The organism is Pseudomonas fluorescens (assembly GCF_902497745.1).
In the GTDB taxonomy this organism is placed as follows: domain Bacteria; phylum Pseudomonadota; class Gammaproteobacteria; order Pseudomonadales; family Pseudomonadaceae; genus Aquipseudomonas; species Aquipseudomonas fluorescens_BM.
Window position 1 is genome coordinate 121,766 of record NZ_CABVHJ010000002.1, and the last position, 20,730, is coordinate 142,495.

The following is a 20,730-nucleotide window of genomic DNA, read 5'->3' on the forward strand; positions in this document are numbered from 1 at the left end:
GCGCAGGGTTTGTGCGAGAGAGGCGGAGTTTTTCTCCGATCACGGTTCGGTCGTGAGCGGCCCGATCAGTCTCATCTGTATGGGCGTCTCGATCACGAGTGCTGCCATGCTGATGAGCAGACGATGACCTGCACCAGGGGCGGGATATGAATAAGTACAGGATTACGGCAGTCGTCTTTTTAACGACGCATATGTTTTGCACCCATGCGTCATCCCGCGAGGTGGAGTGGAGCGGTAATGAGTCCATTGCAAGAACTCTGGAAAGTTCGCAGGAGATCGCTCAGCGGTTAGTTGAATTCAATAAAAGCCTGCACAAAAAAGGTTATCCGGGGCAAATAACGGTTTGTTCGGATATTTACGATCTGCCCGCAGGCATCGCCAACGGTAATCATAGTTATGGCGCTGTCTGCAGCTATGAAGCCAGCGGCGCGAATAAACAAGTATTTGTCTGCAATGATGTAATGGTCGGCCATTTTTTACTGCTGGATGCGTTTGAAGATTCAGATCAATGGAAGTTGAAAACTATTTATGAAAATTGTTACGGCGGCTGAAACGGCGCGCAGGTAACCATAATTATTTTTTACTGTTCACCAGGAGGTGCCTGTGCTCGACAGTCAGCAGTTGCGCGACTTTCTTAAAAAGTCCGTTTCAAGTTCCGAAATCGGCGGCTCGAACCCTTACGTTTCCTCGGTATCCACCGGCCAGAGCGGGCTGTCATTTGGCTCGCTTCAGAATGATGTGGGCAATAGCAGCATCGCTAAAACGGCCTTTCGTGGAATCCTCAACGCCGAAGTTGCGCTCGGCGCGCTGACTCAGGCTCAGGCTGACAGCCTTTATTCAAAGGCCAGCCAGAAAATCATGCTCAACGTCAACGAGACGGCACTGGTTGACCAGGCTTTGTCGGCCCATCGCGATCTTGTCGATGAAGCCGACGCCAAACAACTGGTGCTTATCGAAAAGTATGTAAACGTGGCGCTGGATGCCGCCGCCAACAACCCTAACGGGCCTGGCGGTTTGAACCGAAACGCCCTTGACCTGCAATTTGTTGCCGAGTTGGCCATGTGGGGGAACCGCACGGGTGGTTTGAACGCCACCGCCGAGTACCTGCTGACGGCCTCGGAGGTCAGTAGAACAAACTACGAGTCTTTGTATCTTTCCAATACCGCCCAATTCACCACCACTAATGAAGACTTCGGCCGCTGGCAGGAGCGTGTCGATGAAGCAACGCTTTCCGGGTTCTTGAAAGTAGCCATGGATGCTGCAAACAAAAACCTGATCAATCCGCTAAACCTGCAAACCACCATCGACTATTTCGGCGTAACGTCATCGGCTGTGTCTGGCGCCATCGATCAAAACGCCCTCAAGGTTTTACTCAAAGACATTACCAGGATTTCAATCGACGACATCAATGGTGTCGAAATTGATGCTGATGGAAATATCAAGTTGTCGATTCCGCTGTCGCAGGCAGGTAGTGGCAGCAGCGCTGTTTTATACAAAGGCAGCGGGATCGAAATACAAATAGCCGGGGTCACACTGATCGATGTGCCGAAAGAGGCAAGCGTGACGGTCGGCAAACAAAATGTGTCTGTCCAGCACAGCTATGGTGACCTGTCGGCTACTTACCGTTTGACCGCGCAAGGCATGGCTGTCGCCTGGAAAAATGCGAACGGTCTGTCTGTCGAGCAGACCTACGGTTTTGACGGACGACCGGCCAGCACGACCTGGACTCAAAACGGCAAAACCTTCACGGGGACTGACGCGGGTCTGGCCACTTATCTTTCCCAGACCTCTCAACAAACTATCGGACTGGCAACGGCAACGGCCATGCAGTCCCAACAAGCGCAAACCAGCCTTGTTTTCAACACACCTGCCGAGGGTGTCGCGATGGCGGCCGATAACGCGTCGTCGTTGAAATATCTTCAGCAGCGCCTGGCGTTGGCAGCTGTCTCGGACCGTTGGGCCCCCATCGCCCTGAGTGGCACGATTCCCTCGTCACTGATATTGGCATCCAGTCTGGCGGCGGCCGTTCAGCAAGCGATAACCGCTCAGCAACGCTGGAACACCCGGCCACCCTCGTTGTTCAACGTACAAGTCTTGAGTTATGGCAACGAGCCTCTGGTGCACAGTTTACCGCTGGTATTGGATCTGACCGGCAATGGCATCCAGTTGATTGCGCCTTCGCAAAGCAACGCGGTGTTTGACCATAACGCCGATGGCAGCAAAAGTGCGGTGGGTTGGGTAGGGGCCGAGAACGGCATCCTGGTGTTCGATAGCAACGGCAACGGCACTGTCGACAGTTCTGCCGAATGGTTCGGTGAGTCCTTTGCTGCGCCAGGCCAAACCGCCCAGGCCGGTCAGAACGGCTTCTCTGCTCTGGCGACACTGACTCAGGCGGGAAGCGCTGTATTTTCACGCGAGACCGCGCTGATCGATCCCCGGACCGGTGCCAGTTACTTCGATAGTGTCCAGGTCTGGGTAGACGCCGACCAGAACGGCATTGCGTCGCGCGGCGAACTGAAGACTTTGGCGGCGTTGGGAATTGCCTCCATTGATCTGCATTCGATCCATGATGGTCGGCAAGTGGCTGGCGGACTGATCGATTCGACAGCCCGGTTCACACTCGCCGACGGAACTCGCCGCGAAGTGGCGGATGTCGGCTTGAGCGAACAGCTTGCCAACAGTGCCACTAGCACCGGACCTGTCAGTCCTGGCACCCTGGTATTTGCTGATTACGCGGCAAAAGGCTATGCCGCAATGGCGGCGGGCCAAGCACGCGGCGTAAATGCCGCGCTGGCAGCCAGGGTTCCGAATTTTTCGGCACAGATTGCAACATTGCAAAACTGGATGAACACGGCGCGCTCGCACACGTATCAGGGCTATCCCAACCCCTTGCTGACCGTGAAAGACCCCACGCTGATTACTTCGCATGCCGGGGAGAACCCGGCAGTGCAGCGTGGCAGCAGTGCCGGGAAAGATGTGATGGCGCTGATGCAATCGGGTTCGTCTTACTACAATGCGGTCGTTACCACTTTGCAGTCTGTCGATGCCGGGGCGACGGCACTCGCCAATGCCCAGAGCGCGGCTCTGGTCGCCAATGCGCTTTCCACGCCTGCATATCGTGCAGCGGCGCTGGCAAGTGCGGCATCGGCTGCGGCGTCCTGGGGTGCCGCCGCGACGTCTTATCTGGGTACCGCTGCGGCTTGGGCTACGTATGCCGCGCAACTGGAATACTTGCGTGCGGAATTGAATGTGCTGGTGCCGATCAACACGTCTTACACGGGGCATCTGGCGGGCGGCTATACCTTTTTCTCCCCCCAGGATGCCGGTTTCGCTGCGGACACCTTTGCCGCTTATACCGGGGTTCTGCAATTGTTCCGCGACTTGAAAGTCGGAATCGATGCGTCCTTGGGGGCTTTTGCACAGTCGGCGGGTTATGCCAAAGCCTATGCAGGCGTCAGCGGCAGTACGGTCGCGGTGGGCAACACGTACAACCTGATCCTGGCAGGCCAAGGCGCTCAGCAGTTTCAACTCAACAGTGGCGTCGACAATGTTTTGCTCAGCCTGGCCTCCGGCCAAGTGACTCTGCAAGGCTTTCAAGCGGGCAGTGCCGGTGACCAGATTCAACTTCTCGGTTTGGGCGACGGCGCAAAAATCACCAGCCTTTCGACGGGGGTACGCGTCAGTACAGCGGACGGCCAGCGCTATGCCGACCTGCTCGGCGTGAACGCTGCCGAATTGAATCTGTATGCCAATTTCAGTGGTGTTCGTGCCATGTCGTTTGCCGAATTCAATCAGGCCGGGGTTCGAAGCCTGAGAGCCAACGGCTTGTTCGACGGCCAGGTCCATGTGAACGAAATTACCGCGTCAAACTACGGTGATACGTTGATTGGTGGTGATTGGGCTTCGGTTCTGCGAGGTGGAAGCGGTAACGACACCTTTGTGATCACCGGCGCAGGTTACTGGCTGGATGGTAATACGGGCACGGACTCCGTCAGCTATGCCGAAGCGAACGGTGCGATAAGCGTAAACCTGTCGACCGGCAGCGATAGTCTTGGCAGCACGCTTTACAGCATTGAGAACATTACCGGGTCGGCCTGGCGCGACACATTGACCGGCAGCACGGTCAATAATGTCCTGATCGGGGGCCGGGGCAACGATCGCCTGGTCGGTGCAGGCGGGAATGACAGGTACCTCTTTGATCGAGGCGACGGTCAGGACTCACTGCTTAACGGGGTATCAGCCAATGCGGGGCCCAGCTCCACTTTAGCGTTGCAGGCCGGTATCAAGGCGAGCGATCTGTGGCTAGCGCGGGAAGGAAACAATCTGGTTCTCTCGGTACTGGGTACTCATGATCAGGTTTCCATTCAGGACTGGTTCGTTGCCGACTATCGAAAACTGGCGTCGATCGAACTGAGCAATGGCCTGAAATTGAGCCGGGAGGCGGCGGAACTTGCTGTCGCAACGACAGCGGCGTGGCAACAGACCAACCCCGGGTTTGATCCAATGGATCCGGCGACCATTGCGCAGGCGCCCTCATTGGCGGCTTATTTCAGCACCGTGGTCGATGTGCCCTTGGTGCCCTCAGTGACTGGCGTGGCGCTGGAGACACGACGTCTTTACGAGTCAGGCAGCGTTCTTCAAGGCGCGACCCTGGCCAACGCCGCAGTCAATCAGTCGGCCTCGGCGGTGACCGTTTTGAACAACGCCAACGCGTCTGTCCGCGCATTGTCCGCTCAGGTGTCCTCGTTTTATCTGAATCCGGGCCTCAACAGTTATCGCTATCGAACGAACAGCGACGCCGAGACTTATGTCATCTCAACGGCCAATAATTTTGACTCAACCAATCCGTTGCAGGGACGTCCCGATTATGTGACGAGCTATGAACGGATAACCGCGCTCAATCCCGATGCTTTTTATATCCAGCAAACCATTGAAGTGTCCTCTCCGCAGTCGGTTACTGTCCCTGCCAGTCGCCTCGAACGAGGTGTTGGTGTGGTCAGTGCCTCTATAGCGGATCTGGGTTTGATCACCAGTTCCCTTTCAGCGACTACAACCGCCGGGCAGGCTGCGGCCTCGTCCGCCACCGCTCGACAATTCGCCTTGGGCCAGGCCATTGGGGCCAATAACGCACGCGATCAAAAAAGCATTCAGTCTGCCCGATCCGCGGCCGCAGCCTTTGAACAAGGCTTTGCCAACGCGATTTCGCTTTATCAGAACGCACTCTCGCAATTGTCTGTTGCAGCAGAAGCGGTGACCCGCAATCGCGATCGGTTGGGCAGTGTTTTGCCCGCCAACCGCTCGGTGACGACTCAACGATTTGTTCCAACCAACGTCTTCAAACCAAGCGAAGGCGTATGGGTCGATGTGGTGCAAACCGTACGTTATGACTGGGCTTCCGAGGTTGACAGAAATAAAGCGGCATCGATCCTGATTGCACAGGCTAACGCGCAAAATGCGTACGTCGCAGCGGCGGCCAGTCTGCAGGCCTTGCCGGCGGCTGTGGGGGCAATGCTTGGGTATGCCACTGCACAATTCGTGTCCGCGGTGAATGCCGCAGCGGTGGCCAGTGGCTCCGGTGGCCTGCTGGTGTCCGCAGCAGGCGCGGGGCACGTGCTGGCGGGCGGAGCAGGGCGTGACACCTTTGTGTTCACCGACCTGCCAGGTGCAACGGGCCATCGAGTGAACAATTTCCAGGTTGGACTGTCGGGTGATCGACTCTTGCTGACACCCGGTTCTCAAACCCTTTATGTGGATGAAGATACGTCCGCGCAGACACGGTTGTCGTTCAGGCCAGGGGTGACACTGCTGACGCTGAGTGGTGTAGCCGTCAACAGTCTTTCTCTTTATGACAACCTTCTGGGTGTCAATACGGTGGATTTTTCAGGATTGATGCATGGCGTTGGGGTGAAGCTCGACTCGCTCACGCCAAGAGACTTTGATGGATTCACGCATGTGCAAAATATGTTCGGCAGCGCATTTGCCGACCAGTTGACGGGTGACAGCCAGGACAACCAGATCAGTGGCGGCGACGGCAACGACCGCATCAGCGGAGGTGCTGGCAACAATATCCTTAGCGGCGGTGCGGGCGTTGATACGCTGGACTATCGAACCGTGTCATCGGCCGTCGCCGTCAATCTGGCTTCGGGGACCGCACGTAACGGTGAAGGCGCAACGGACACCCTGAGTGGTTTTGAAAATGTCATTGGCTCCTCCTACTCCGACACGCTCACCGGTGACGCCGGTGCGAACGAACTGACTGGCGCGCAGGGAGATGACCGCCTGGAAGGAGGGGCAGGCAATGACACCCTGGCGGGTAACGAAGGCAATGATGTCCTGGTGGGAGGAAGCGGCAACGACCTCTACCGGTTCGGGCGTGGCGATGGCCATGACCGCATCGTGGAAAGTGACGCGACGGCTGGCAATCGCGATGTCGTCCAGTTCGCGGCCAATATCATTGCCGAACAACTCTGGTTGCAACGAGTCAGCAATGATCTGCGGATGAGCATCATCGGGACCGATGATTACGTTGTCGTGGAAAACTGGTTTTTGGGCACGCAGTATCGAGTTGAAGAGTTCAAGACTGCCGACGGCAAAACGCTGACGGCGGCAGGGGTGCAGAAAATGGTCGAGGCGATGGCAGCATTGCCGTCGCCGGCTGTCGGGCAACTCAGCCTTCCCGCCACGCTCGCGACCGCATTGGCTGCAGCCTTCCAAGAAAACTGGACGGCGCCGAAAGTGCCGGGAATTACCAAAGAAGGGACCTCCGCAAACGATACCCTTGAGGGAAGTGCGGGAGACGATGTGTTGTTGGGCAAGGCCGGCGATGATTTATTGAACGGTTACGCGGGTGACGACACGCTCGACGGTGGCGCCGGCAACGACACGCTGAATGGCGGCTCAGGCGCAAACATCCTGATCGGCGGCGCTGGCAACGACATCTACATCGTCTCCAGCGCTGAAGATTCGGTGATTGAAACGGTGGATGGCGGCTCCGACGCGATCAAGTCCTCAGTGAGTTTTGTCCTCCCTGAATATGTCGAGTTACTGACCCTGACAGGTACCGATGCGATCAACGGAACTGGCAACGACAGCAACAACGTTCTCTTCGGTAACGCTGCCAGCAATACACTGCGAGGCGAAGGTGGCCTCGATATATTGAATGGTTTTGAGGGCGACGATCTGCTGGTTGGCGGCGCAGGCAATGATCGTTACGTCATTGCACGCGGAAACGGCAAGGATCGTATTGTGGAAAACGATCCGAACGAGAACCTCGACACGGTCGCGTTCACCAATTCAGTGTTGGCCAATCAGCTCTGGTTCAGACGTACAGGCGATGATCTGGAGGTCAGCATCATCGGGACTATCGATGGCGTGGTCGTCACCAACTGGTATCTCGGTGAGCGTTATCGGGTCGAAGCGTTTGTATCTTCCAATGGCGGCACGCTGTTGGCGGCGCAAGTCGAGACACTGGTTCAGGCGATGGCCGGACTTGCACTGCCGCCGCTCGGCCAGACAAACCTTTCGCCAGAAGTGAAAAGTGCTTTGCAACCTTTATTGGTCGCGGCCTGGAAAGGCGAGGTATATGAGCCGCTGGTGCTGACAGGAAGTGCGGGTGATGACAGGCTCGAAGGCAGCTACGGTAATGACACGCTTTCGGGGGGAGCAGGGCGCAATACGCTGATTGGCGGGTATGGCGACGATACTTACGAAGTCAGTACTGCGACGGATGTCATTATCGAGAAAGCGAACGAAGGAAATGATCACGTTCGTGCGGGCGTTTCTTTCGTATTATCCGAGAATGTTGAAAGGTTGACGTTGACCGGCAGCGCGGCAATCAATGGAACCGGTAACACCCTTGCGAACATTATGCTGGGCAATGGCGCCGCCAACATCCTGATGGGCCAGGCGGGTGACGATACCCTCAATGGCATGGCTGGAAATGATGTCCTGGCGGGGGGCACAGGCAGCGACAAATATTTATTGACCGCCGGCAGTGGGCGCGACCGGATCATAGAAACAGAGTCTTTCACCGGCGATGTCGATGTCGCATTGATTTCGGCCGCTGCCGATAATCTCTGGTTTCGCCGGGTCGACAATGATCTGGAAGTCAGCGTCATCGGCAAGTCCGATCAGTTGCTCATACAGGACTGGTATCTGGGCAACGAACACCATGTTGAACAATTTACGGCATCGGGAGGAAAGGTGCTGCTGGACACTCAAGTCAATAATCTGGTCACTGCCATGGCAGCCTTTGCACCTCCGGCAAGCGGACAAACAACACTGCCCGCAGCCTACCAGACAGCATTGGTTCCCGTGATCGCTGCCAATTGGCATTGACTTGCCTCAGCCACGGTCGCATCCATCAGCCAGCACCCGGCAGTTGAGACCAATGCTGCCGGGTGCTCAAACCGTCGATATCAGAGTGCTGCTTTTACCTGCAATCCGATCACCAGCGCATTGTCGATATCCTGCCCGGAAAACGCGCCCGGCTCGATGATGTACTGCACATTCGGGCGCAGGGTCAGCCAAGGCGTGGCCTGATAACCGTAACCGAGTTCGATCAATTGCTCGGCGCTGTCCAGGTTCGGGAACGCCGTGCCGTTGTTCAATGCGGCGTCCTGCAAAACGTCACGGCTACGCGAGTTCGGTACGGCGCGGCCATAACCCAAAGCGACGGTGTCACGCGGGCGACCTTCGAACGGCTTGTACAAAACCACGCCGGTGCCGTACCACTTGCTGAACGGCGAGGCTGCTTCGCTGGCCGCCGAGTATTGGCCGAAGGCATGCAGGCTACGGCCTTCGGAAGTTGGCGAGTTCCAGACCGCCTGATCGATCAGCAGGTAATGACCGCCGCGACCGGACACTTCTTTATCGCTGCCAATGCGTTTTACGTCGGAGCTGTCGTAGTAGTAGCCGAGCTTGTATTCGCCGGGCAGGGTGCCTGCGTGTTTGTACACCAACTCGATCGGCACCACGGTGCCAGTGGTGTGTTTCGGCCCAAGGTGCCAGGCACGGCTGGAGTTGCCGTTGCTTTCCGGATCGACGTTGAACGCGGCCACGCGCAGTTGCCAGGACGGCGACAGATCGTATTTCACCCGCACACCCAAATGCGCATTGGGGTAGTTGGTCCAGCCGCTGCCGCCGGACATGTTCAGCGGGTGGCCGCAGAAACCGGCGTTCATGAAGTTGCACAGAATGCCGCTGTCGAGGCCGCCGAGGTCGTTGCCCATGGCCATGTAGCCGAGTTTCACATTGAGCGCCGGGGTAAACAGGCTGCGCTCGTAACTCAGTTCGGTCAGGCGCGTGTACAGGCCACCGTAGTTTTCCTGAATCGGCAGGCGGTTGCCGACGAGGTCTTCGGAGGCACTGTTGCCGCGACGGTCGTTGATGGTCAGCTGGACCTTGCCGGCATTGTCGACGCCGTACAGTTTACTCAGGTCGAACTGCACGCCGAGCTTGATGTTCTGCGAGTAGCGCGCCGAGCGATGCAAGCCGCCATCAGCGTTGTAAGCCATTTCACCGCTGTAATCGCCGGTGAATTTGACGCCTTGTTCATCCATCTGGTGACGCAAGCCACCCCAGTCACCGGTGAGGGTGCTACGGGTCAACAGATCGGAATCGTTGTCGGCCAGCGCGGGGAGGGTGGTGGTGCACGCAATGCCCAGCAACAGGCCTTTGAACAGGTCGGAACGGGAAAAACCAACAGCCGATAGCATGTAAATCTTCCTGCAGAAAACTTGAGCAATAGGGAGAAAGCAGCGCGGCACCCGAAGGTGCCGCGCTTTATATGCACACCGTGATTTACGGCAGTGCGTAAGCCATCACGTAGTCGCCGCGATCGGTCGACTGACGCGCACCACCGGCGGTGATGACGATGTACTGCTTGCCGGTTTTCGGCGAAACATAGGTCATCGGGCCGCCCTGGCTGCCGACTGGCAGACGTGCTTTCCAGACTTCTTCACCGTTGCCGCTGTTAAAGGCGCGCAGATAGAAGTCCTGGGTGCCGGCGATGAAGATCAAACCACCTTGGGTCGACAGCGTGCCGCCGAGGGTTGGCAGACCGATCTTGATCGGCAGGTGCATGCGGATGCCCAGCGGACCGGTGTCTTCAACAGTACCGACCGGAACCTGCCAGGCGATTTTCTGGGTCTTCATGTCGATGGCGGTCAGCGTGCCGAACGGCGGCGCCTGGCACGGAATGCCGGCCACCGACAGGAAGCGGTTTTTGTTCACGGCGTAAGGCGTGCCTTTCAGCGGTACGGCGCCCATGCCGGTGTTCAGCGCTTCGCCACCGCCAGCGGCCTGACCTTTGTTCTGCGACGGAATCATCTGAATCCACAGACCCAGGCGCATGTCGTTGACGAAGATGAAGCCGTGCACCGGGTCAGTGGAGAGGCTGCCCCAGTTCATGCCACCCAGCGAACCCGGGAAGCTCAGCGATTTGTCCATGCCCGGCGCGGTGTACAGGCCGTCGTAGCGCATGCCTTTGAAGTCGATGCGGCACAGCAACTGATCGTACGGAGTGGCGCCCCACATGTCCGATTCAGTCAGGTGCTGAGCACCGATTTCTGGCATGCCCACCGATTTCGGCTGAGTCGGGGAGTACGGTTCGTTCGGGATGTTCGCCGCTTTGACCGGGACCTCTTTAACGTCGGTCAGCGGTTTGCCGGTGGCGCGGTCGAGCACGTAGATCTGCCCGGCCTTGGTGCCGATGACCACGGCCGGTACAGTTTTGCCGTCCTTGGTGAAGTCGATCAGGCTTGGCTGCATCGGCAGGTCGAAGTCCCACAGATCGTTGTGCACGGTCTGGAACACCCAACGTTCTTCACCACTGGTGGCGTCCAGCGCGAGGATCGAAGCGCCGTAGGTGTGATCGAGTTTGCTGCGCTCGACACCATAGATGTCGGTGGACGAACTGCCCATCGGCAGGAACACTGTGTTGGTCGCCGGGTCGTAGGACATCGGTGCCCAGCTGTTCGGCGTGCTGCGCACATAGGTGCTGCCGTCTGCCGGCGCCTTTTTATCCTGCGGGTTGCCCGGGTCGAAGGCCCAGCGCATGGCGCCAGTCATCACGTCAAAGCCACGGATCACGCCGCCGGGCATGTCGGTCTGCACGTTGTCAGCCACGCGACCGCCAACCACCACGGTGGTGCCGGCCATCAGCGGAGCGGAAGACAACTGATAGTAGCTGTCCGGGACATCACCCAGACCGGCCTTCAGATCGACCTGGCCATTGTTGCCGAAACCCTGGCAGAACTCGCCAGTGTCAGCATCAACCGCGATCAAACGGGCATCGATGGTGTTGGTCAGCAGACGGCGCTGGCAGTTGGCAGCCGGCGCCGGTTTGGCTTCGATGATTTTCGAATTGGCTGGCTGAGCAATGGCAGCGCTGGCGTCGAAATAGGCCATGCCACGGCAACGCTGCCAGACTTTCGACTGGGCGTTGATCGCGTTCTTCCACAGCTCTTTACCGGTGTCGGCATCAAGGGCGATCAGGTTGTTGTGCGGGGTGCAGATGAACACCTTGTTGCCAACCTGCAGCGGGGTGAGCTGGTCTTCAGCACCATTGCCATCGCTCTCGGCGACGTCACCGGTGTGGTAGGTCCACGCGACTTTCAGTTTGTCGACGTTGGCGCGATTGATCTGATCCAGCGCGGCGAAGCGGCTGCCACCTTCGGTATTACCGTAGTGCGCCCAGTCCTTTTGCGCCTTGTCCGGCTCGACCGGGGTCAGGCCCGGGCCAGTGCCGGTGGCGGCAACGGTCGGGTGCGCGACGAACATGTTGCCAGCCGCCACGGCCACGCCGACCGCCAGCACCGCAGCCACGGCGTAAGCGCCGCGACCTGCAACACTGCCGTTGGCACGCTTGAGCAGAGGATAAACCAGCGTCACGACCAGGCCGATCACGCTGAACATGAACAGGCGCGAGAACACCGGCCAGAACACCAGGCCGGCATCGCTCACCGCCCAGATCGCGGTGCCCACCAGGAACGCGGCGAACAACCACGCGCCGCTCGGCTTGAAGCGCGCGATCAACAGACCGGAAACGGCCATGACCAAGCCACCCACCAGGAAGTACCACGAGCCTCCCAGGCTGACCAACTTCACGCCGCCCGCAGCCAGCGCCAAGCCGAGCAGGGCGATGACGACGCCCAGTCCGACCAGAATGAATTTTGATATGCCCGAGAGGCGTTGACTCTGCTTCACGTTGAGTGTCCCGTTGAAATGAGGCGCGCATTATATAGTTGGGTAACTACCTAGTTAAATCACTAATTCAGTAATAAAGTGTTGTTGGATTTTTGATAACCCGCTTGGGCCGCAAATAGCGCTCTAACAGGCTTCAGCAGAGCTTTTGAAAACCTGCAAAAGACGCCGTTTTGTCAGAAAAAATCATGGTTATGACAGCATTTCTATTTTGCTGTTTTCAGTCAGCCAACAACGTTCAACTGACGCACGGCCCTAAAACCAGCTTAGCGGGTACGCGACAAATGGCGCGGCCCCGCTCGTTACCAGTTGAAGTGCATGGTTCGACTCATACGGGCGTGGTGAGCGAAAACGGAATGCGCAGCTCTTCGACAGGCCCCGAATCGCGCCCGCACATTTCGTCGTGCACGCATTGCTGCACCAGTACGCAGGGAAAGGCCGGCACGGTCTGTAGCAAGTCCCGCAGGTGGGTGATCGAACGCAGGTGCATCGGCTTGGCCGCGTCATCCAGCAGGGTGAACTGGCCGTGATCCAGGCGGATCCGCGCCAGATAAAAACCACCTTCGAGCGACAGCAGCTCCAGTTCACGTATTTCACTGTTGGCCGCACGTTCGGTGAGGGCTTGCAGGTTCATGCTTCACTCCTTGCCTACCAGGGTAGGCGTTCTCCATCGTAGGCAAAGAAATGGCCGCTGTCGGCCGGCGTCAACTGGTCTATCAAGGTCAGTAACTGTTCAGCGGCAACGTCTGCCGGACGGGCGCTGGAGGCGCCGCGAAAAGGTTGCGACAACCCCGACACCACCGTGCCTGGGTGCAGACTGAGCAAGCGACTCTGCGGGCGCGTGCGTGCCAGTTCGATGGCGGCGGTCTTGATCAGCATGTTCAGCGCAGCCTTGGAAGCGCGGTAGGCGTACCAGCCGCCCAATCGGTTGTCACCAATGCTCCCGACCTTGGCCGAAAGCATCGCCATCGCTCCCCGAGGATCGAGCAGTGGCAGGAAATGACGCAACACCAATGCCGGACCCAGCGTGTTCACTTGAAACACGGTTTGCAGCGCCTCCGGCTCGATCGCGCTGAAGCTTTTTTCCGGCTTGATCCCTTCGCGATGGAGCAGACCGGCCGCGTGGATGATCAGTTGATACGGCGCTTCGCTTGCCAGTTCGGCGGCGGCGCTGGCAATCGTTTCAGGTCGTTCAAGGTCGAGCGCGGGGAGGGTACGGCGCCCCAGCGCGCGAACGTCGGCACAGCGCGGATCCTGTTTCAGCCGTTGGCAAAAGGCTGTGCCGAGGGCGCCACTGGCGCCGATCACCAGCGCGCGGTAACCATCGCCAAACGAGGCCAGGGTCAATGCGCGGTTCACTCGCTGACTCCCGCGCCTTGGCGACGGAAGAACAGTGTCACTTGGCCGACCTCTACGCCGAACTTGGACATGCTGGTGCGGTTGATCAACGTGTCCTCGTCCATCAAGTACATCCAGTCGTCCATGCTCATTTCGTAGGTCGAGTCGTCGACCGGCAGGTTCAGGCGATAACGCCAGTGCAGCGTATTGCCCGCGACCTGGCCCTCGGCGACACCCACTACGTCAGCCGCGCGACCGCTCCAACGCCCCTGGCCTTCGGGCGTGAGAGTCCAGACGCGACGTTGGCGGGTGCCGTCGCTGTACAGGAAGCGCTCGTCGAGAATCAGGTTGTTACCCTCACGCCGGCTGACGATGTTGACCTCAAAACGCTTGGCCACTTCACCGCTGCGCTTCTGAAACATTCCCCAGGCTTTGACGGGCTGGCTGAAAAATCGCTGCAGGTCCAAGGCCGGTTGTTGCTCGGCATAACGGGCAACATCCACGCTGCCGCAGCTTGCGATGCTGAGTGCCAGTGTCAGTAACAGCAGAAATCGGGTCATTGCCTAACTCCCTGAAACGCACAAGTGAAGAGGGTGAGATTCGAACTGGCGGCTTGTACAGTGACTGTCCCCTGTATAGCTTTATCGCCGCCCGATCAGTTGCAGGAATTCCTGCCGTGTCGTCGAACTGTCCCGGAAAGCGCCCAGCATCACGGAGGAGGTCATGACCGAATTCTGCTTCTCAACGCCGCGCATCATCATGCACATGTGCCGGGCTTCAATGACCACCGCGACACCGGCGGCATCGGTGATCTGCTGGATGGCGTCGGCAATCTGCCGCGTGAGGTTTTCCTGGATCTGCAGGCGCCGCGCGAACATGTCTACCACCCGCGCGACCTTCGACAGCCCCAGGACCCGGCCGGTGGGGATGTACGCGACATGTGCCTTGCCGATAAAGGGCAGCATGTGGTGCTCGCACAAGGAATACAGCTCGATGTCGCTGACGATCACCATTTCATCGCTCTGCGACTCGAACAGGGCACCGTTGGTGACGTCTTCCAGGCTCATCGTGTAGCCATTGCACAGGTACTGCATCGCTTTGGCGGCGCGCTGGGGTGTGTCCAACAGTCCTTCGCGCTCGGGGTTTTCACCGACGCCGACGAGAATTTCACGGTAATGGCTGGCTAATAGTGGGTTCATTCAAGGTGCTCGCGGCAGTGCTGTGCGTGAGGCCAATCCATAGCGAAAGAGTTGTACGCGATGAAGTGCTTTGTATAGGTTTTATTGAAGATAGGCTGAAAAAAATCACCTGACAATGAATCGGCAATCTTTTTTATGCAGATGCGAAAACCTCACATCGCAAAATGTGAGGTGGCGCGAGGAGCGGGAAGGGGGGGATGCCAGTGAGCGCTACGGCAGAAGCAGGAACGCGGGGCACAACCAAGCGATGTTGTGCGGCGTTCTGATTGATTCGGGAACCGTCAGACATCCTGACGGTTCCCGATTGTTGCACCTCAAGCGTTCTCTGCAAGTCTGCGCACGTCACCCAGGGAGTCACGCTGCATCGACTGCAGGTTCTTTTCGATGGTTTCGCACAGTGCTTCCATCTGAATCTGATGCTCGCTGTGGCGAAACGGACTTTGCAGATCGGTGCCGATGCGCTCGATGGCCAGCAGCATAAAGCCCACCACGGTCGACGCCAGCGGCGTGAACCAGCCCAGCGATTCCACCAGACCGACCGGGACGATCAGGCAGAACAGCGAGATAAACAGCCGTGGGAAATACACATAAGGGTAGGGCAGCGGCGTATTGGCAATTCGCTCCATGCCACCCTGGCTGTTGGACAGGTCCACCAGCGTCGATTCCAGCCGCGCCAAGCGAATGCTGTCGAGGCGCCCGGCCTTGTATTCCCGCGCGAGCAAAGTCGCCGAGCCGGTGAGGATGTCGTTGGCAAAGTTATTGGTGGTGCCGCTGCGGGCGAACTCCTCGGCGGGAATGAACGCGCGGACTTCCTCAGGGCAAGGCTGGCCTTGCAAATGCGCTGCGAGGCAATTCACATAGGCGACGTGGCGGCGTAATAGAGTCGACTTGACCGGATTGACCTCGTTGTCAGCGTCATCCAGCAACGTCAGCACCTGCCGGGCGAAACTGCGCGAATTGTTGATCATCGAACCCCACAGCGTCCGTGCTTCCCACCAGCGGTTGTAGGCGCTGCTGTTGCGGAAACTGATCAACACAATCAACGCCGAACCCAATAAAGTCAGGGGCATGAGGGGTAAATTCAGCTTGGTGTTGAGAAACAACATGAAGTCGACAGTGACAGCGATGTCCCAGAGCAACAGCCAGAACAAGGCCCAGCCGACGTAGCCCAGCGTTTTGATGATCAATCGGTATTTTCTGACGATGGCAGCTTTCAAACGGAAACCTCGTGGCGAGCGGTAAGCGTTAACGCTTTAGCTCGGACGCTGTTTTCGGGGGAAAGGTTCGCTCATCGATGCAGCGACCGAGTGATCATCGGCAAAGACGTTACACGCTATGTGCTCGATACGCCTGGCACATCCATATTGATCTTGCGCCAGCAAGCTTCCGACAGACTGTAGACCGAGAACGCCATCAGCCCCAGGGCTATTACCATCAAGATCAGCCAGCCAGCGGGTAGATTCTGCAGCGCATCGAGCGCTTCCTTCATACCCGGGGGATCCATGGCCTGATAGGTAGAGCCGCTGATTGCCAGGAGCAATGCGATCTCGATAAACACGACGCCGCGCGCGATCAGGCCAAACCGCGAGACCGGGCGGACGTAGCGCATGACCTCTTCGTCGGCCTCGAAATACTTCTCGAACGACGCTTTCCAGCCCTTGATGATGTGAGCAATGCCTACACCGAGCGGCACGAGGGCGATCAGGTACACCAGCCAGTTCGAATGTTCCCAGGACAGAAGATTCGCCAGCCAGTCTTTGGTTTGTCCTGCGGAATTGCCCGAGCTTTTAATCCCGCTGATGAGCAGGCCCAATGCAAAGAACGCCAGAGCACCGTTGACCAGACCTCCCACAAACAACCCTGTGCGGATCACCAGACCTTTGAGTTTTGTGCCGTGATGATCGACATCACGCGTTGCCTGCAGGACACGCCAAGCGGCAAATGCGAGCAGTCCCGCCACGACAAGTCCAACCAGAAAATAGCCGAATGGCTGGCCTAACAAGGCTTCCAGACTCTTGTGGCTGTCCTTCGGTTTAGTCGAATCCTGGGCTGCCAGCAACGCAAAGATACCGATGATCAGATAAAGCATTCCTCGGGCGGCATAGCCTCCCCGAGCGAGGAGGACGAGGTTGCGTTGCGCGGACATGGGGGTATTCCTGAGAGGTTATAAGAGAGCAGACCCTTCTTGCCGGGAGGGGTTCTATGACCTGTCGAAGAACGCCGTGAGCGGATTTCCATAGATGACTCAGCAATAGCCGGAATCGTCATTTGATCGAAACAACGACCTTGCCCTTGGCGCGTCCCTGCTCGACGTATTTCAACGCCTCTGCTGTAGATTCAAAGGGGAACGTTCGATCAATCACCGGTTTGATGATGCCGGCCTCGACCAGTGCGCTGATCTGCTGCAGTTGGGCGCCGTTGGCGCGCATGAACACGAATGCGTAATTGACGTCCTGCTTGCGTGCCTTGCGCCGAATGCCGAGGCTCAACAGGCGCATGACCTGCTGCAAGGGCCAAGACAAACCTTGCTCCTGTGCGAATTGCGCGGTGGGTGGCCCAGAGATGGAAATCAGCTGGCCACCGGGCTTGAGCACCTTGATTGACTTCTCCAGGACATCAGAACCGAGGCTGTTCAACACCACGTCGTAGCCGTGCAAGACACTTTCGAAGTTCTGCTGTTTGTAATCGATCACCACGTCAGCCCCTAGCGCCTTGACCCATTCGACATTCGCGGTGCTGGTGGTTGTGGCGACAAAGGCACCGAGGTGTTTGGCAAGCTGAATGGCAACGGTGCCGACGCCGCCGGAGCCGGCGTGAATCAGTACTTTCTGGCCTTTTTCCAGCTGGGCGGTTTCGACCAGCACTTGCCAGGCGGTCAGTGCCACCAAGGGCAGGGAAGCAGCCTGTGCCATGTCGGTATTGGCCGGTTTGAGGGCAATCGCATTTTCGTTCACGGCGATCAACTCAGCGAAGGTGCCGATTCGTGCTTCGGGTGGGCGAGCGTACACCTCGTCTCCCGGTTTGAAGCGTGTCACTTGCGTGCCGACTTCAGTCACCACGCCTGCCAGATCGTTGCCCAGAATCAATGGAAACGCGTAGGGGAGGATCAACTTGAATTCGCCGGTGCTGATCTTCGAGTCCAGCACGTTGACGCTGCTGGCATGGACCTCGATCAAGACGTCGTGAGAACCCACTGCCGGGAACGGCGCTTCGCCGATGCGCCCGGGGTGTTTGCCATAGCGATCAATCAAAAAAGCTTTCATCGAGGTGCGGCTCTTGTCGGTGTACGGATGGTAGTCGGTGCGTTGCGGATTCGATGCAGTGCCTTGTGACTGCATCGAATCCGCAACGCATGCTCGCTAGCTGAAGATCACTCTGGCGTCTGGTAGCGCTGGGCAACCTCAGATTGGCGGATTTGCCCGATCAGGCCCAGCCGTGCGCCCTGCAGGGCATCCCAGCGCTCTGCTTCGTGCAGCGGCGGAATGGTCACCGGTTCGCGACGATCGAAGCCGACGAGCGCAGCATCCACCAGATCACCCACCTCCATGATTTCGCTCAAGGTGTTGATGTCGACGCCGGAGCGATCCCAGATTTCCGTGCGTGTGGCGGCCGGCAACACGGCCTGCACGTAGACACCCTGAGGCGACAGTTCCAGGCTCAGTCCTTGGGACAGGAACAATACAAACGCCTTGGTCGCGCCGTAGACCGTCATGCCGAACTCCGGTGCGAGGCCAACTACCGAACCGATGTTGATGATCGCACCGTCACCGGCCTTGGCCAGGCGTGGAGCGATGGCGCTGGCAAGCCGCACCAGTGCGGTGGTGTTGAGGGCGACCAGTTGCGCCACTTTATCGGTGCTTTGCTCGACGAAATGGCCGGACAGCGCCGCGCCAGCGTTATTGACGAGGACGCCGATACGGGCATCGTCGCGCAGGCGGTTTTCAACAGTGGTCAGATCGCCGGGTTGGGTCAGGTCCGCCGGGATCACATCGACGGCGACGTCATGTTCGCTGCGCAAGCGCGCAGCCAGTGCATCCAGGCGCGCCTGATCGCGGGCGACCAGTACCAGGTCGTGGCCGCGTTGCGCAAAGCGTTCGGCGTAGACCGCGCCGATGCCGGTGGAGGCGCCAGTGATCAGAACAGTAGGGCGAGTGCTCATGGTTTATCTCTCTTTGAGGGTGTGAGAAACAGAACGCGCTTAGCTTGCGCTGATGCTTGATTCAGCCAGCGACGATTGAGGTTGTTCCGTGCCCGTTGATGAAGATCGATGGTGCGAGCAATTAGGATGATGATCTAAATCTAAACTGTCAACGGTTTTGATTATGGCCAACATCTATGTATCATCGGACGCAGTATTTCCCCGGAAACACGAGGTATTGCACGTGAGAGTGACCAAGGCCCAGGCGCAGGCCAATCGAGAACACATCGTTGAAACCGCCTCAGAGCTGTTCCGTGAGCGCGGCTTTGACGGCGTCGGCGTGGCGGACCTCATGGCGGCCACCGGTTTTACCCATGGTGGTTTCTATAAACATTTCGGGTCGAAGGCCGACCTGATGGCCGAAGCCTCGGCGTGCAGTCTGGCCAAATCGCTGACAGCCGCCCAAGCGCTGGATGTTCCGGGCTTCATCAACGTCTATGTGAACAGAGAACATCGCGACGGACGCGGCGACGGTTGCACCATGGCCGCGTTGGGCGGCGACGCGGCGCGTCAGTCGGATGAGGTGAAAGCGACGTTTGCCGAGGGCATTGAGCACACCCTGCAAACCCTGGGCGAGAAATACCCGAGCGGGCCGGATGCCGAGGCGGGTGAGGGGCGCAAGCAGATGATTGACCTGCTGTCGCGGGCCGTCGGCGCGATTATCCTGTCGCGTGCCTGCCCGGATGATTCCGCGCTGGCAGACGAGATTCTTGAGGTATGCCGCGCAGAAATGCTCGCTTCGTTGCCTGCCGATAACGCCGTCGCAGAGTAGCAGCGCGGCTCATTCAGCGAGCGCTTTGGCCCTGACGATGGAGAACGCTTGCGGCAGTTGGGCGCCATTCTTCGCCGCAAGAATCTCGGCCATCACGCTGACGGCGATTTCCGCAGGTGTCTTGCTGCCAATGTACAGGCCGATCGGCCCGTGCAGGCGTTCAAGCGACGCCTCGGTCTCGCCAAAATGTTCAATCAGGCGTTCGCGACGCAGCTGGCTGTTGCGCCGCGAGCCGATGGCGCCGATATAGAACGCCGGGCCGTGGAGCGCTTCGAGCAAGGCCAGATCGTCGAGTTTGGGATCATGACTCAAGGCGACGATGCAGGTGCGCAGATCGACCGCGAAGTCCCGCACCACGTCATCCGGCATACCGACAATCCGCTCCACACCGTCTACCGCCCAAGTCTCGATGTACTCGGGACGCGGATCGCATACTGCCACCTTGAAACCGTTGAACAACGCCATGGTCGCCAGATACTCGGCCAGCGCGCCGGCCCCGATCATCAGCATCCGATAGCCCGGTCCCAAGGTGTTGAGCATCTGCACGCCATCGAAGCTGAACTGTTCCGGCGTTGCGGTCGGTTCGAGCATCACCTGACCAGACTCCAACGCCAGACGACGGCGAACCAGTTGCCCGGCGTCCAGTTGCGTCAGCAGTTCATCGAGCGACTGCCACGCCGGGTTGAACTCAAGGATCAGTTCAAGCGTGCCACCACACGGCAAGCCGAAGCGATGCGCCTCATCGGCGCTGACGCCATAACGCACCACTTCTGGCGCGCCGCCACTAAAAGCGCTGCCGCCATGGGCCGTGGTGTAGCGATGGATCAGATCATCCTCAATGCAGCCGCCGGACACGCTGCCCACCACGCGGCCATCGTCACGCAAAGCCATCATCGACCCCGTCGGACGCGGTGAAGAACCCCAGGTGCGCGCCACCGTGGCGAGCAAGACACGCTCGCCAGCGGCAAGCCAGTCCCGCGCCGTGCGCAGGACCAGCAAGTCGATGCTTTCCATCAAAA

General features: G+C 58.5%; 14 protein-coding genes. 3 read left to right on the forward strand and 11 right to left on the reverse strand.

The genetic code is table 11. The annotated features are described in order from the left end of the window. Positions 1-146: 146 nt before the first annotated feature. Together F8N44_RS03285 and F8N44_RS03290 are read left to right on the forward strand one after the other, a co-directional pair. Positions 147-551, forward strand: coding sequence for a hypothetical protein (locus tag F8N44_RS03285; protein ID WP_150649297.1), 405 nt, complete (start codon positions 147-149; stop codon positions 549-551). A 52-nt stretch (positions 552-603) separates the two neighbouring features. Continuing rightward, the gene (locus tag F8N44_RS03290) at positions 604-8,337 is read left to right on the forward strand and encodes a calcium-binding protein (protein WP_150649298.1); all 7,734 of its coding nucleotides are present in this window, start codon (positions 604-606) and stop codon (positions 8,335-8,337) included. Between the two features lie 80 nt (positions 8,338-8,417). Here the strand turns inward: F8N44_RS03290 and F8N44_RS03295 are convergent, their stop codons facing one another. The 10 genes from F8N44_RS03295 to F8N44_RS03340 all read right to left on the reverse strand — a co-directional run bounded on the left by F8N44_RS03295 (position 8,418) and on the right by F8N44_RS03340 (position 18,900). Further along, positions 8,418-9,716, reverse strand: a complete 1,299-nt coding sequence (locus F8N44_RS03295; RefSeq protein WP_150649299.1) for a carbohydrate porin — start codon at positions 9,714-9,716, stop codon at positions 8,418-8,420. 85 nt (positions 9,717-9,801) lie between these two features. Next, a complete protein-coding gene (locus tag F8N44_RS03300) occupies positions 9,802-12,207 on the reverse strand; it encodes a glucose/quinate/shikimate family membrane-bound PQQ-dependent dehydrogenase (RefSeq protein ID WP_150649300.1) in 2,406 nt (801 codons plus the stop codon). A 325-nt stretch (positions 12,208-12,532) separates the two neighbouring features. After that, complete coding sequence (locus F8N44_RS03305) at positions 12,533-12,838, reverse strand: DUF6482 family protein (protein WP_034154117.1); 306 nt, start codon at positions 12,836-12,838, stop codon at positions 12,533-12,535. Positions 12,839-12,852: 14 nt separating this feature from the next. Further along, positions 12,853-13,563 (reverse strand): SDR family NAD(P)-dependent oxidoreductase, encoded by a 711-nt coding sequence (locus F8N44_RS03310; RefSeq protein ID WP_150649301.1) that lies wholly within the window; start codon positions 13,561-13,563, stop codon positions 12,853-12,855. After that, complete coding sequence (locus tag F8N44_RS03315; protein ID WP_034154115.1) at positions 13,560-14,102, reverse strand: DUF3833 domain-containing protein; 543 nt, start codon at positions 14,100-14,102, stop codon at positions 13,560-13,562. The genes F8N44_RS03310 and F8N44_RS03315 overlap by 4 nt, the downstream gene beginning before the upstream one ends. An 81-nt stretch (positions 14,103-14,183) precedes the next feature. Further along, entirely contained in the window at positions 14,184-14,741 is a 558-nt protein-coding gene (gene folE, locus F8N44_RS03320; RefSeq protein ID WP_034154114.1) for a GTP cyclohydrolase I FolE, read from the reverse strand. A 314-nt stretch (positions 14,742-15,055) separates the two neighbouring features. Continuing rightward, complete coding sequence (locus F8N44_RS03325; RefSeq protein WP_034154113.1) at positions 15,056-15,958, reverse strand: bestrophin family protein; 903 nt, start codon at positions 15,956-15,958, stop codon at positions 15,056-15,058. Positions 15,959-16,074: 116 nt separating this feature from the next. Then, positions 16,075-16,887 carry a DUF1206 domain-containing protein gene (locus F8N44_RS03330; protein WP_034154112.1) on the reverse strand — a complete coding sequence of 271 codons (813 nt, stop codon included), beginning with the start codon at positions 16,885-16,887 and terminating at the stop codon, positions 16,075-16,077. A 118-nt stretch (positions 16,888-17,005) separates the two neighbouring features. Then, positions 17,006-18,004 carry an NADP-dependent oxidoreductase gene (locus tag F8N44_RS03335; protein ID WP_108224572.1) on the reverse strand — a complete coding sequence of 333 codons (999 nt, stop codon included), beginning with the start codon at positions 18,002-18,004 and terminating at the stop codon, positions 17,006-17,008. Positions 18,005-18,111: 107 nt separating this feature from the next. Continuing rightward, entirely contained in the window at positions 18,112-18,900 is a 789-nt protein-coding gene (locus F8N44_RS03340; RefSeq protein ID WP_034154110.1) for an SDR family NAD(P)-dependent oxidoreductase, read from the reverse strand. Between the two features lie 223 nt (positions 18,901-19,123). Here F8N44_RS03340 and F8N44_RS03345 point away from each other — a divergent pair, with 223 nt between their 5' ends. Further along, on the forward strand, positions 19,124-19,711 hold the full coding sequence (locus F8N44_RS03345; RefSeq protein WP_191630849.1) for a TetR/AcrR family transcriptional regulator: 588 nt from the start codon (positions 19,124-19,126) through the stop codon (positions 19,709-19,711). Between the two features lie 9 nt (positions 19,712-19,720). Here the strand turns inward: F8N44_RS03345 and F8N44_RS03350 are convergent, their stop codons facing one another. After that, positions 19,721-20,725, reverse strand: coding sequence for an XdhC family protein (locus F8N44_RS03350; protein WP_150649302.1), 1,005 nt, complete (start codon positions 20,723-20,725; stop codon positions 19,721-19,723). Positions 20,726-20,730: the final 5 nt, after the last annotated feature.

Bases quoted from the DNA above. Each gene is read 5' to 3' on its own strand.
- F8N44_RS03335 (WP_108224572.1), bottom strand. From the start codon at position 18,004: ATGAAAGCTTTTTTGATTGATCGCTATGGCAAACACCCCGGGCGCATC.
- F8N44_RS03305 (WP_034154117.1), bottom strand. From the start codon at position 12,838: ATGAACCTGCAAGCCCTCACCGAACGTGCGGCCAACAGTGAAATACGT.
- F8N44_RS03340 (WP_034154110.1), bottom strand. From the start codon at position 18,900: ATGAGCACTCGCCCTACTGTTCTGATCACTGGCGCCTCCACCGGCATC.
- F8N44_RS03350 (WP_150649302.1), bottom strand. From the start codon at position 20,725: ATGGAAAGCATCGACTTGCTGGTCCTGCGCACGGCGCGGGACTGGCTT.
- folE (WP_034154114.1), bottom strand. From the start codon at position 14,741: ATGAACCCACTATTAGCCAGCCATTACCGTGAAATTCTCGTCGGCGTC.
- F8N44_RS03315 (WP_034154115.1), bottom strand. From the start codon at position 14,102: ATGACCCGATTTCTGCTGTTACTGACACTGGCACTCAGCATCGCAAGC.
- F8N44_RS03295 (WP_150649299.1), bottom strand. From the start codon at position 9,716: ATGCTATCGGCTGTTGGTTTTTCCCGTTCCGACCTGTTCAAAGGCCTG.
- F8N44_RS03285 (WP_150649297.1), top strand. From the start codon at position 147: ATGAATAAGTACAGGATTACGGCAGTCGTCTTTTTAACGACGCATATG.
- F8N44_RS03330 (WP_034154112.1), bottom strand. From the start codon at position 16,887: ATGTCCGCGCAACGCAACCTCGTCCTCCTCGCTCGGGGAGGCTATGCC.